This window comes from Vibrio sp. DNB22_10_4 (assembly GCF_052879755.1).
On the sequence record NZ_JBNNXW010000009.1, the window covers coordinates 42,395 to 54,761 of the forward strand.

At 46.8% G+C, this 12,367-nt stretch carries 11 protein-coding genes; 5 read left to right on the top strand and 6 right to left on the bottom strand.

Annotated features, from left to right (window positions below):
- Positions 1–59: 59 nt before the first annotated feature.
- The 3 genes from ACVA6Q_RS18140 to ACVA6Q_RS18150 form a co-directional block, all read right to left on the bottom strand.
- On the bottom strand, positions 60–1,031 hold the full coding sequence (locus tag ACVA6Q_RS18140) for an HlyD family secretion protein (RefSeq protein ID WP_446648447.1): 972 nt from the start codon (positions 1,029–1,031) through the stop codon (positions 60–62).
- Positions 1,028–2,425, bottom strand: coding sequence for a TolC family protein (locus ACVA6Q_RS18145; protein WP_446648533.1), 1,398 nt, complete (start codon positions 2,423–2,425; stop codon positions 1,028–1,030). Before ACVA6Q_RS18145 ends, ACVA6Q_RS18140 begins: the two co-directional genes overlap by 4 nt.
- 255 nt (positions 2,426–2,680) lie before the next feature.
- A complete protein-coding gene (locus tag ACVA6Q_RS18150) occupies positions 2,681–2,920 on the bottom strand; it encodes a cation transporter (protein ID WP_353496274.1) in 240 nt (79 codons plus the stop codon).
- A 383-nt stretch (positions 2,921–3,303) separates the two neighbouring features.
- On the opposite strand from ACVA6Q_RS18150, the gene ACVA6Q_RS18155 reads away from it, so the two are divergent.
- Positions 3,304–4,923 (top strand): ATP-binding protein, encoded by a 1,620-nt coding sequence (locus ACVA6Q_RS18155; RefSeq protein WP_446648448.1) that lies wholly within the window; start codon positions 3,304–3,306, stop codon positions 4,921–4,923.
- On the top strand, positions 4,920–5,606 hold the full coding sequence (locus ACVA6Q_RS18160) for a response regulator (protein WP_446648449.1): 687 nt from the start codon (positions 4,920–4,922) through the stop codon (positions 5,604–5,606). The genes ACVA6Q_RS18155 and ACVA6Q_RS18160 overlap by 4 nt, the downstream gene beginning before the upstream one ends.
- A 260-nt stretch (positions 5,607–5,866) precedes the next feature.
- Here the strand turns inward: ACVA6Q_RS18160 and ACVA6Q_RS18165 are convergent, their stop codons facing one another.
- The 3 genes from ACVA6Q_RS18165 to ACVA6Q_RS18175 all read right to left on the bottom strand — a co-directional run bounded on the left by ACVA6Q_RS18165 (position 5,867) and on the right by ACVA6Q_RS18175 (position 9,133).
- Positions 5,867–7,393: a tripartite tricarboxylate transporter permease gene (locus ACVA6Q_RS18165; RefSeq protein ID WP_446648450.1), complete on the bottom strand. Its 1,527-nt coding sequence runs from the start codon at positions 7,391–7,393 to the stop codon at positions 5,867–5,869.
- A 9-nt stretch (positions 7,394–7,402) separates the two neighbouring features.
- Entirely contained in the window at positions 7,403–7,900 is a 498-nt protein-coding gene (locus tag ACVA6Q_RS18170; protein ID WP_353496270.1) for a tripartite tricarboxylate transporter TctB family protein, read from the bottom strand.
- 258 nt (positions 7,901–8,158) lie between these two features.
- Positions 8,159–9,133: a tripartite tricarboxylate transporter substrate binding protein gene (locus ACVA6Q_RS18175; RefSeq protein WP_446648451.1), complete on the bottom strand. Its 975-nt coding sequence runs from the start codon at positions 9,131–9,133 to the stop codon at positions 8,159–8,161.
- A gap of 295 nt (positions 9,134–9,428) precedes the next feature.
- On the opposite strand from ACVA6Q_RS18175, the gene ACVA6Q_RS18180 reads away from it, so the two are divergent.
- From ACVA6Q_RS18180 to prpC, 3 genes are all read left to right on the top strand, one after another.
- The gene (locus ACVA6Q_RS18180) at positions 9,429–10,121 is read left to right on the top strand and encodes a GntR family transcriptional regulator (RefSeq protein ID WP_446648452.1); all 693 of its coding nucleotides are present in this window, start codon (positions 9,429–9,431) and stop codon (positions 10,119–10,121) included.
- A gap of 67 nt (positions 10,122–10,188) precedes the next feature.
- Positions 10,189–11,106 carry a methylisocitrate lyase gene (gene prpB, locus ACVA6Q_RS18185; RefSeq protein WP_446648453.1) on the top strand — a complete coding sequence of 306 codons (918 nt, stop codon included), beginning with the start codon at positions 10,189–10,191 and terminating at the stop codon, positions 11,104–11,106.
- A 112-nt stretch (positions 11,107–11,218) separates the two neighbouring features.
- Positions 11,219–12,349, top strand: coding sequence for a bifunctional 2-methylcitrate synthase/citrate synthase (gene prpC / locus ACVA6Q_RS18190; protein ID WP_446648454.1), 1,131 nt, complete (start codon positions 11,219–11,221; stop codon positions 12,347–12,349).
- Positions 12,350–12,367: the final 18 nt, after the last annotated feature.

Sequence of the window (12,367 nt, forward strand, 5' to 3'; positions counted from 1 at the left end):
ATGAGTCTGCTCTAGGGTTTTAGCTGAAGTATGGGATGATTCTTGTGGCATAGTCGTTCCTATAGTTCCACAACCAAGCTCATACCCATTCGAAGCGGAGCCTCATCCACTGGGCGAGCCTCTACTTCAAAAGTGCGAAGATCAAACCCTTGCGTGGCATCGGTAGAACGCCATGTTGCAAAGTCACCCATCACCGCCACGTGAGTGACTTTAAAGGTGATCGTATCGTCTAGAGCAGGGACGTAAGCGTCAAATTCGCTGCCTTTTTCAAATTGACTTAGCGCATCTTCACGAACATTGAGCACAGCCCAAGTATCTTTGGTATCGATAACGGTCACTACAGGGAAACCTTGCGGGGCAAGCTCACCACTATGAAGGAGCACTTGAGAGACTTCACCATCAAACCAAGAGTGGATTTGAGTATCGGCAGCATACGCTTCAACTTCCGCAACCGCACCAGCCGCCATACGTGCTTTTTCTGCCGCAGCAAGTTTGGTTTCGTCACGGGCGCCTTCTTTGGTCATCTGGAACATTTGAAACGCTGCGCTTTCAGTGTATTTCGCTGCTTGCCATTGGGTTAGCACTTCATCACGTCTTTGCTCGGCCACAACGCCATCTTTATAGAGGTTGTTAACACGAAGGTAGGTCTTTTCCATTAGCGAAGCAGCGGCTTTCGCTTTGCGCCATTGGTCTTCAGCGGCTTTAATTTGTTGTTGTCTCGCGCCAATTTCAGCTTCTTTCGCGAGCGCGCCAGCGGCTTTTTCACCTGCAACCGCTTGTTCCAGCTTGGCTTCAATTTCCGGGCTGTGGATAGTGAAGATGAGCTGACCCTCAGTGACGTTGTCACCTTTTCGGACGAGTACGTCATCGATACGACCAGGTACTTTTGACGAAATGCTGTATTGCTGTGACTCTATTTGGCCTTGAATATGCATTGCCGGGGCTTGGTAAGCATCGAAAAACTTATAGCCAACCCAACCAATAACGGCAACGGCGCCTAGTGTAACTAAAGTGGGTTTTACCTTGTTCATGATGCATCCTCAGATCGTAATTGGGCAGGGGTGATAGCGTTGTATTTGTAGCTGGAGAAATTGTTCATCTCGCTAGAAAGCGCGAGCAGTTTGTTTAAAGACAGCAGATATTGAAAACTCGCTGCGTCTTGTTGAGTTTTGATACTCGCAAGGTAGAGCTCAGCGTCAACCACATCGAGAGAGCGGCCTAGCCCTTGAGAGAAGGCTTTCTGACGCAGTTTTAGATTCTCTTGCGCCAGTTTGATACTGGAATTTAGTCCCTGAACTTCATCAAGTGCTTGCTGTGCTTCAAGATAGGTTTTTTCAACCAACACGCTCAAATCTTGGCGAGCTTGCTTACGCAAAAACTGAACTTGAGAGACGGCGCTACCGGCTGCTTTCATTTGTTCGCTACGGCCAGAGTTTTCCAGTAGTGGCACGCTGACGCCAATGCCAACCAGCCAATCAGGTTTAAGCTGACTAGTTAAAGAGTCACCATGATAAAGACTGTAGTCACCGTACGCATAGACTTCTGGGTAGTATTTACCTTTTTCAGCTTTGATTAAGCTGCTGGCTTGCTTCTCTTTGGCATCGAGAATCGCAAGGCCAGGGTAGGTATCAAGGGTTTGGTCGATAAAAGCATCCAGCGGTGGCAAAGTTCGGTTAATGAAAAGTTCATCACGTGGTTCGACTTTCTCGATTTGGCCAAGTACTTGAGTTAACGCAGCTTGAGCAATGTTTAGGCTATGTTCGGCTTTTTTACGCTCAACGACCGCTTTATCCAGTGACGCTTCTGCTTGAAGGCGCTCAACTCGGGCGATCTGTCCTTGTTCTTCCATCTTGAGGGCAAAGTCGCGATGTTTAGTCAGCCCTTTTTCAACCGCTAAACGTGTATCTACAACGTTTTTGGCCAAAATGACACTGAAATAGTACTTACTCAAATCTTCGTAACGCGCTTGGACTTCCATCGCGAGTTGGCTTTGTGCTTCTTCTTGTTTACCTTCAGCCGCGGTTTGCGCTGCCGTAATACGACCACCGGTGAAGATAGGCCAGACAGCACGAATAGAGGAGCTGAAAATGTCTTTGTGCTCTAGGGTGGAAGTCACACCACCAAGTAAGTTACCAAGAGCTTGCCCCAAACCTGGGATGGGGATATTAGGTACACCACTTAAACTATCCGCGAACTGTTGGCCGCTCAATGTGACGTCTTGGTCAAGGCGCGTATAGTTTGCCCCCACCGTTACTTTGGGGAGGTTGAGACTACTTGAAGCGTCTTTTAAATGGCCATATCGCTCTACATTAGCACGTTGAGCCGCTAGGGAGTTGTTGTTCTGTTGAAGCAATTGCCATGCTTCATCAAAAGAGACCTCTGCGGCTACGGTGCTAAATGAAAGCGAACCTAATAAAACGCCCATGGCCAATGGCAGGGACTTGATCTTCATGAATGCTCCAAACAGGTGTTTATAAAATACTTCTAGAGTATATGCTCTAATAAAATGGTGTGCAATAACTTAACTATAGATGCTTTATTGAAAATTACGTGTGTATGTATTTGTTTTTCCGAATTTATTGATGTGTCTTGAAGTGACGAAAAAAAAGCAACATCTGGGGAGATGTTGCTTTTTACCTAGCTATTGTTGTTAGTTGACCTTTAGATGCTCGTCACGACACTAGTCATGAGAAGGGCAAAGATAGCCCGCTCGCCACAACAAGTGTTTTGATTGTTTCAGCACCTTAAGTACTTCGTTGCCTGACATTTGAGGCGATGAGAACGAGACGACAACGTCTTGCTCCAAATCGTCTTCCAAAGAGGTGGCAGTTTGATAAGCCCTTACGTGAGTAAAGGTGGCTCGTCGGTGTTGCGACAGCAAAGCCTTATCAAGGCAAATTCCAAAACAGTCACGTTCCATAATAATTCCCTTATCAGATACCTAATATTGCTATTAGTTACGGGTACTACTGCTTCATTGCTTATTGTTTTTGTTGTTGCGCCAACCAGTATGATTAGAGTCTTGGGCATAAATACATGCTTGTTCTTCTGCTTTGTACTGGGGCACCTTTCATACTATACGAAAGAGGTAGTCAAGAGTTCTAAATTTAACCTAAAAACGGTGTGATCTTAGTCAGGTTACAGAATGAACACGATTGCAACATCACGAGTCTGTAAACTGATGTAAAAATAGACAACACAATGATAACCATGTCAAAACAGTTGAGCAGTTCACAGTTCGCTCTCGGTATGGATGCTGGCATGTTGCAATACTGTTACATTGGCGTTTGGGGGAGTGTGTAAATGAAATGGAACCAGATAAGTTTTCGATACCGAATGCTGATCATCATGACAGTGTCGGGATTGTTGCAGTTGCTTGTCTTAACGCTCGCAGGCTTTAGCTATATCAAACAATCTCAAGAGCAGGAAGTGGGCTTAAAGGCCAAAGGCGTGGCGACATTTCTTGCTCAGTCTTCTGCTGTTATCCACATGATTGAGTACGACACGGCTTCGCTTATGCAAGCTCGCTATCGTGGCCTCACTGAGATGATCGGCGCGGCGTTTATTGTGATTGGTGACAAGCAAGGCATCCGTTTAATACACCCAGTGGATGAGCGTATTGGCCTGCCTATGAAAGGGGGCGACAACGACCAGGCTCTGGTTCACGGTCAGTCGTATGTGTCCTTTGCAGAAGGCTCGCTAGGTAAATCCGTTCGCGGCAAAGCGGCTGTATTTGATCAAGACGGTAACATCATTGGTGTGGTTTCTGTCGGTTATTTGTTAGATAGACTGCAAGATCGCATTGAGCCTTACTTGCTGTTCTTATTAGGAATGGCGGTATTAGTGCTCATAGCCAATGCGATTGTTTCGTACTTCATTTCCAGACGTTTTCAAAAAGCTATTCTCGGCTTTGAACCGGAAGAGATAGGCCGCTTGTATGGTGAGCTCGATGTGACCATGAGTACCATTAAAGAAGGGGTCATCAGTATCGATACTAACGGGGTGCTGCGTTCCATCAATACCAGTGCTTGTGACATCTTAGGGTTGGATAAAGGGAAGGTGCTTAACCAACCGCTGAGTAAAGCGCTACCTAATTCCGATCTCCAGTCGTTGATTGATAGTCAAGAGGCGGATCACGACATAGAACTCTATCTCAATCAACAGCGTATCGTTGCAAATAGAAGCCCAATTGTTGTTGAGAATAAGGTGGTTGGCGCCGTTTCAAGTTTCCGTCGCAGGGATGAAATTAGTGAGCTGACTGACCAACTGTCGCAAACCAAAGCTTATGCAGAGATGCTGCGCTCACAAACTCATGAACATCGCAACAAACTCAATACGATTAGTGGTTTGGTGCAAATGGGTGAAGTGGATGCAGTACAAAACCTAATTGGACAAGAAACTGCGCACTACCAATCCCTAATAGAATTTTTAAGAGAGACAGTCAAAGACCCTCTGATAGCAGGAATGTTATTGGGCAAAACCGAGCGAGCTCGTGAGTTAGGTTTGACGTTGACTGTTGATGAAGAATCTCGATTGGAACCTTTGGCTGACAGCATCAATGCTGACGACCTGGTGACCATATTGGGTAACTTGATCGACAACGCGTTTGAGGCAAGCTTATCTGTTATCAAGCAAACCCCGAATCAGCGAGCAGAGCGCTCAAAAGTCGACGTATCGGTCAGTGATTTTGGTAACGAAGTCATCCTAGAGGTTACCGATAGTGGCTGTGGGCTGCCACAGCACCTTGATGTTGATGCCTTAACCACCCGCGGCGTTTCAAGTAAATCAGCCCAAAATCGAGGTGTGGGTTTGTTTTTGGTCAAACAGCTGACGGCGCGTTATCAAGGGCAGTTAGAGATGGTAGACAACAACACCATGGGAACCCGTGTTACCGTATACATTCCGAAGGATGGACTAGTATGAATGACTTTACTCGAGTCATGATAATAGAAGACGATCTCAAGATCGCAGAGCTACATCGTCGCTATTTAGAGCAGATTGGCGGTTTTGAGGTCGTAGGTATTGCTACCTCAAAACTAGAAGCAGAGATGCAGCTTGAAGTATTGGAACCTGACTTGGTGATGCTGGATGTATATTTACCAGATGGCACCGGGATTGAAATACTTGGTCATATTCGCAGTCTTAACCAAGAGTGCGATGTGATTTTGATTACCGCTGCGCGAGATGTCGAGACCTTGCAGCATGCGATGCGCGGTGGTGTGATCGACTATCTACTAAAGCCGGTCATGTTCCCAAGGTTGGAGGCGGCGCTTAAAAAGTATCAAAAACGAACAGAGCAGCTTCATCATGCTGACGATCTTAATCAATCCCTCGTTGATGAAATGATGCAGCAGAACAACAGCGCCGAAACTAATTCTGAGGTACGTTTACCGAAAGGGATTGATGGTGTCACCTTGGAAAAAATCCGCGCCCTGTTTAGACAAGATAGCCGATTTACTGCGGATGAGGCGGGAGATAGCATTGGTGCGAGTCGAACGACTGCAAGGCGGTATTTGGAGTTTTTAGTTGGTACTGGAGAGCTTGAAGCGGATGTGAGCTATGGGTCGGTGGGGCGGCCGGAGCGTTGTTATCGGAGGCATTGTTAGTTTTGGTGGGTTGTACATCGCTCGTAAAGGATGTTCTTGGTTAATTTTGTAAACGATGTGCCCGGTTTGTGCGTTTTTTGGTTCTCCCCCTTAATAACGGGGCGCGTAGCCGGGGGAGTTAGAGGGGGTGCTCTTAGGCACTTTGTTTTGTCACTAAGAAAAACTACTGAGCAAAAGAGCACCCCTCCCAGCCTCCCCTTATTAAGGGGAGGAGCTAAAGGCTCGCTTCGCATCGCTTAAAGAAGAGAGAAACAGCCCCATTAAGACTCAACCTTCTTCGGTTGATAGAACCACTTCTTCATCAACGAGAAAATGGACGGCCCGATTAACACCAGCACAGCTAACACCGTAAACGTCATCGTAATAGGACGTTCCCATAAGAAGCCAAGCTCACCATCACTAATCATAAGCGCACGTCGAAGGTTCTCTTCCATCAAGCCACCAAGGATAAAGCCGAGCAGTAGCGGGGCAAGCGGGAAGTTAGCCAGTCTTAGTGCTATTGCACCCATTGCAATCAACAGCATGATAAAGACATCCATAGTGTTGAATGAAACGAGATAAACACCAGTGATAGAGAAGAACAAAATCATTGGAAGCAGCACGGTTCTTGGAACCGCTAACAGCTTAGAGATATAAGGAATCAAAGGTAGATTCAAAATCACTAGCACAATGTTACCAAAGTACATCGAAATGATGACTGACCAGAAGACATCGGGGTGTTCTACAAACAATCGTGGGCCAGGTTGAATACCATAAGCGATCAGTGCACCCAGCATAATTGCGGTAGTGCCTGACCCAGGAATACCAAGTGTCAGCAGCGGTACAAACGAGCCACTTGATGCCGCATTGTTGGCCGATTCGGGAGCGACTAAGCCGCGAATACTGCCTTTACCAAACTCTTCACGTTTCTCTTTTGGCGCAAGGTTACGCTCCATACCGTATGAGAGAAACGCAGCGATTGTTGCACCAGCACCCGGAAGGACGCCTGTAAAGAAGCCAAGAATAGATGAGCGAATAGAAACAGGCGCGACTTCTTTGACCTCTTCTTTGGTAATTTTCATGCTACCGATGTCACTGAGCTTATTCTGTTCATCTTGGCGTGTATCTTGTTCTGGCTTTAGGATACCCATCAAGGTTTCGCCAAGCGCAAATGTCGCCATTGCGAGCAACAGGAAGCTAAAACCATCCATAAGATCAGTCAGACCAAAGGTAAAACGCTCAACGCCAACGCCTTTGTCGATCCCCACTGTAGACAGCATCAGTCCGAGTACCACCATCATCCAAGCTTTCAGCACTTGGCCTTTGCCAGCGAACGCTGCAACGGCAGATAGACCAAGCAGCATCAGTGCAAAATAGTCGGAAGACTGAAAACTCAGAGAGACTTTTGCCAATGCTGGAGCAGCAAACAGCAACATAATGGCGGATAATGTACCACCCGTGAATGAGGAGTAAGCAGCAAGCGCCAATGCTTTACCCGCTTGACCTTTTTGCGCCATAGGATAGCCATCGAAAGCAGTGACCACTGTCGACGAACAGCCAGGGGCATTAATCAAAATGGAGGAGGTTGAACCGCCAAAAACGGCGCCATAATACACGCCTGCCATGAGAATGAGTCCCGATGAAGGGTCAAGTCCGTATGTGATAGGGATCATCAGCGCGATAGCTGAAATCGGGCCGAGTCCTGGGAGCATGCCGATAAAGGTACCGACAAAACAGCCAACGATCACCATCATGATGTTCATTGGCATCACGGCCGTGGAAAGGCCTTGTAAAATTCCGTCTAACATAATGGTGTCCTACCAGATCGTAAAGATGAGCCCGGGCTCAAGGTAGATTTCCAAACCTTGAGTGAGTAATAGATAAAATGCGATAACAAAAGGGAATGAAGCGCCAAACAATACTGCTTTGCGACGCTCGCCCAACAGATAGAACCCTGCCAAAAGGAAGAAGCTTGTCGCGAGTACAAATCCCAGATAGGTTAATCCCAACCCGTATCCAGCCATCAAGACTAAAAAGCCAATGAGTAGTTTCCAGTTGAAGCGTTGCTCGTCAGCATTTTTTTTGTCTGGCTGGCCGGTAATCAGCAGTAAAATAGAGAGGCCAACGCCGACAAACGTTAAGATAGTAGGCAAGGTACGTGCGGTGAAGGGTTCGTATTCGTCACCTGGAAACATTGGGATCAGCGATGTTTGGTAGCCGTAGCACAAACACAGGATCAAAAATATCATCGCACCTACACGATCACGAGACAGCAAGTTCTCTTTCGTGAACAGCTTAGAGGTGAAATTGGACATAACTCACTCCAAATAGTGAATAAAGAAAAGACCGTATATAAGGGTCGATGAGCGGCGACCAAGTGGGCAAATTGCCTCAGGACAAAGAGCGTTTACCCGAATAAATCTTTCCCCAGGAGATTAAGGGGTCAGTACTACTAACGTGAACAATCCAGAATTGAAGGAGTCGAGATTGTCGCTTATATACGGCGAAAATTGGTGTACGTTGAATATACGTAACGTATTTGAATCGAGGAGGGGCGAACCCCTCCGTTACTGTTAGTTATTAAGGAAACCAAGCTCAGTCATGAGCGCACCCATTTGCTTCTCTTGGTCTTCTAGGAATTTGTAGAAGTCTTGATCAGGTTTGTAGTTATCAATCCAACCATTGCGGTCACGTACTATTGCCCATTCATCGGTGCTGTACATTTTGGTCAGCGCAGCGTTCCACTCTTTGACTTTTTCTTCACTTGCGCCAGGTGCGGCGAAGAAACCACGCCAGTTAGCAAATACGGTTTCGTTACCATATTCCGTTAGCGTTGGAATGTCTGGAGCTGCTTCAAGGCGTTTGGGAGCAGTAACGGCAAGTACCTTTACTTGTCCAGACTTAGACATCTCAAGCACTTCACCAAGACCGGTAGACAACAACTGTGTTTCGCCAGAAAGTAGCGCAGCCATGGCTTTACCGCCTGCATCATAAGCGATGTAACGAACTTTCTTAGCATCAAAACCTTCGCCTTTAAACGCAGCAGCGACAACTAAGTGATCCATACTACCTCGTGCCGAGCCACCAGCGATTTTGACTTTACGTGGGTTTTCTTTGAAGTCAGCGACCACATCTTCCCACGTGTTATAGGGAGAATCCGCATGCGCGACAATCGCACCGTAGTCAGCAATAGTCGCAGCAACAGGTGTTAGATCGCGGAAAGACTGTGGGAATACACCAGTGAGTGAGCGAACCACAATCGGGGTGGAATTAACCATCAAGGTATCTTCTTGACGCTCTGCAGTTTCAATTAAGTGAGCAATGGCTTTGCCGCCACCACCACCGGATAAGTTTTGGAAAGAGACATTGTCGACAATCTCTGCTTTCACTAACACATCACCCGTGCCACGTGCGGTCATATCCCAACCACCACCAGCGCCGCCAGGGATCAAGAAGTGAATCTTATCCAGATCCGCAGCATAGCTGCCAAAAGAGAGAGTAGCAGCGACGATAGACGCCGCGAGGGTAGGTTTCAATACGTTAAACATGTTCACGTTCCTTATGTTGACTTTATTGTCTGCCAGCTTGGAGGGATCTGGCGTGACCTCTTTGGGTTAGTCGAAAGGTTACGTAATTGTTAATGACTCTTCAATAAAGCGTCGATATTGAGGATAAAGTGCATTAGCTCAATTTTGTTCATAAAGTTCACAGCTTGACGTTAACGTTAGACATTAGTCTACATTGTCGACAATATGATTGATATTTAGACGCCGAGTTGCTTAAATAGTCATCAGTTACTATTTATTGTCAACAATATTGTTGAGCGAGTGGGTAAGTGTAGAGATGAGTGCAGAGTTTGCGATCGGTGATGTGGCCGCTTCTAAAGAGGCAACGAAATCCGAAAATTTAACAGAGCAACTAATAGAGGAAATCGTCGAAGGGCGAATTGAGTCTGGCAGTAAGATCTCTGAGCCAGAGCTTGCTAAGCGATTTGAGGTCAGCCGAGGCCCGCTTAGAGAAGCGATCATGAGACTCGAAGGGTTGGGGCTGATTGAGCGAATCCCTCATGTAGGAGCGCGAGTTATCACACTGAGTCAGCAAAAACTCGTTGAGCTGTATTCGGTTCGAGAAGCGTTGGAAGGTATGGCGGCTCGCCTAGCAGCTGCACATATTAGTGATGAAGAAGTAGCGGAGCTAGAAGGCTTATTGGCTCGCCACTCCGAGCATATTGATGAAGTCGCTGGCGCCTCTTACTTTCATCAGCACGGTGATTTTGACTTTCATTATCGAATCATTAAGGCGAGTCAAAATAGCCAACTGGTTCATTTGCTTTGCAATGAGCTATACCACTTGCTTCGAATGTACCGTTATCAGTCGCCACGAACCCAATCAAGACCAGAGGCGGCATTGAAAGAGCACTTATTTATCTTGGATGCGATTAAAAACCGTGACCAAGAACTGGCCGAGCTATTGATGAGAAGACACATCTCCAGAAGCAAAGCTTTAATAGAACAAAATCTAAATCAAATAACGTGAATATCGATGTGCCTGACTTAGATAGAAAGCCATGAGCACATAAAAACAAAAGGACAAGGAGACACGTATGTCATCTTCACTAGGTCAACGATTATCCCCGGGACAAAGATTTCGTGACGCCGTCACTAAAGGCAACCCGCTTCAAGTTGTCGGTACAGTAAACCCGTACTGCGCGATGATGGCGAAAAATGTTGGTCATCAAGCTATTTATCTCTCTGGTGGCGGTATTGCTAACGCTTCTTACGGCTTGCCAGACCTTGGCATTACGACGCTCAACGATGTGTTAGTCGATGTAGAGAGGATTACCAATGCTTGTGATTTGCCACTGCTGGTGGACATTGACACAGGCTTTGGCGGCGCCTTCAACATTGCTCGCACTATCAAAGCAATGGAAAAAGCCGGAGCAGCCGCCGTTCATATTGAAGACCAAGTGGCACAAAAGCGCTGTGGCCATAGACCTAACAAGGCGATTGTTACGCAACAAGAGATGGTTGATCGCGTAAAAGCCGCGGTAGATGCCAAAACCGACCCAAGCTTTGTCATCATGGCGCGTACGGATGCACTTGCCGTAGAGGGAATGGATAAAGCCATTGAGCGAGCTATTACGTGTGTGGAAGCGGGCGCAGATATGATCTTCCCTGAAGCGATGACTTCACTCGATCACTACAAACAATTCAAATCAGCACTTTCAAGCGCGACGGGTAAAGATGTACCTATTCTTGCCAACATCACTGAGTTTGGGCAGACGCCATTATTTGGTTGCGAAGAACTCGCCAGTGTCGGTGTGGATATGGTTCTCTACCCATTGTCAGCCTTTAGAGCGATGAACAAAGCTGCAGAGAACGTTTACCAGCACTTGCTCACCGAGGGCAATCAAGAAGCGTTGACATCGCAAATGCAAACTCGCGCAGAGCTCTATGATCACCTGAATTATCACAGTTACGAAGACAAATTGGATCAGCTGTTTGCTGACAACAAATCTTGATTTGTCCGTTAAAAATCGAAACGCCAAAAATTAGAAAGACACATTTAATCCAATAACGAAACGCCGCTATAAAAGACCCAGAAAGGGCGACATGCGGGAAAAGGAGTTCAATATGCCAAATTCAGCCATTGGTGGAGCAGGTCTACGAGGCCAAAGTGCAGGTACCACATCGCTATGTACTGTAGGTCAATCTGGAACCGGGTTAACCTATCGAGGTTATGACATTACCGATCTTGCAAACAATGCCCAGTTCGAAGAAGTCGCGCATTTGCTGCTGCGTGGACATCTACCCAATCAAAAGGAGTTGGATGATTACAAAACAATCCTTGTCGGGCTTCGCGGTCTGCCTGAGGCACTGAAACAAGCGCTTGAGTTAATCCCAGCCGATGCGCATCCAATGGATGTGATGCGAACTGGCTGTTCGGTATTGGGTAATCTTGAACAAGAGCTGGACTTTTCCCAGCAACAACAAGCGACAGAGCGAATGCTTGCGTTGTTTCCGGCGATCATCTGTTATTGGTATCGATTTAGTCATGATGGCGTGCGCATCGATACCGAAGATCAAAGTGAAGATTGCATCGGTGGCTACTTTTTGAAAATGCTTACCGATAAAGCACCATCTGCACTTCACAAGCAAGTCATGCATTGCTCACTCATTCTTTACGCCGAGCATGAGTTTAATGCCTCTACCTTTGCAGCGCGAGTCTGCGCTTCCACACTATCCGACATTCATTCGTGTATCACTGCCGCTATCGGTACGCTTCGAGGACCACTTCACGGTGGTGCTAACGAAGCAGCAATGGACATGATCCAAGATTGGAGAACTGCCGATGAAGCAGAGGCGAACATCATGCAGATGCTTGCGAATAAAGACAAAATCATGGGCTTTGGTCATGCCATCTATAGGGAAAGCGATCCGCGTAACGCGCTAATTAAACGCTGGTCAAAAGAGCTATCAGAGGCAGTCGGTGATACTTATCTCTATGGTGTGTCAGTACGTGTGGAATCGGTAATGAAGCGAGAGAAGGGACTATTTTGCAACGCGGATTTCTTCCATGCTTCTGCTTATCACTTCATGGATATCCCAACTAAGCTATTTACCCCAATTTTTGTAATGAGCCGTTTAACAGGCTGGGCTGCACACGTTTATGAGCAGCGTGCTAATAACCGCATCATTCGCCCTAGTGCTGATTATGATGGTCCTGAGGCTAGAGAGTGGACGCCGATCGAAGCGCGTGATTAGTGCTAGGGAAGGATGTGA

Excerpts from the sequence above, each read along its gene's own strand:
- ACVA6Q_RS18165 (WP_446648450.1), bottom strand. The coding sequence starts at position 7,393 with ATGTTAGACGGAATTTTACAAGGCCTTTCCACGGCCGTGATGCCAATG.
- ACVA6Q_RS18175 (WP_446648451.1), bottom strand. The coding sequence starts at position 9,133 with ATGTTTAACGTATTGAAACCTACCCTCGCGGCGTCTATCGTCGCTGCT.
- prpB (WP_446648453.1), top strand. The coding sequence starts at position 10,189 with ATGTCATCTTCACTAGGTCAACGATTATCCCCGGGACAAAGATTTCGT.
- ACVA6Q_RS18180 (WP_446648452.1), top strand. The coding sequence starts at position 9,429 with ATGAGTGCAGAGTTTGCGATCGGTGATGTGGCCGCTTCTAAAGAGGCA.
- ACVA6Q_RS18155 (WP_446648448.1), top strand. The coding sequence starts at position 3,304 with ATGAAATGGAACCAGATAAGTTTTCGATACCGAATGCTGATCATCATG.
- ACVA6Q_RS18170 (WP_353496270.1), bottom strand. The coding sequence starts at position 7,900 with ATGTCCAATTTCACCTCTAAGCTGTTCACGAAAGAGAACTTGCTGTCT.
- ACVA6Q_RS18145 (WP_446648533.1), bottom strand. The coding sequence starts at position 2,425 with ATGGGCGTTTTATTAGGTTCGCTTTCATTTAGCACCGTAGCCGCAGAG.
- ACVA6Q_RS18160 (WP_446648449.1), top strand. The coding sequence starts at position 4,920 with ATGAATGACTTTACTCGAGTCATGATAATAGAAGACGATCTCAAGATC.
- prpC (WP_446648454.1), top strand. The coding sequence starts at position 11,219 with ATGCCAAATTCAGCCATTGGTGGAGCAGGTCTACGAGGCCAAAGTGCA.
- ACVA6Q_RS18150 (WP_353496274.1), bottom strand. The coding sequence starts at position 2,920 with ATGGAACGTGACTGTTTTGGAATTTGCCTTGATAAGGCTTTGCTGTCG.
- ACVA6Q_RS18140 (WP_446648447.1), bottom strand. The coding sequence starts at position 1,031 with ATGAACAAGGTAAAACCCACTTTAGTTACACTAGGCGCCGTTGCCGTT.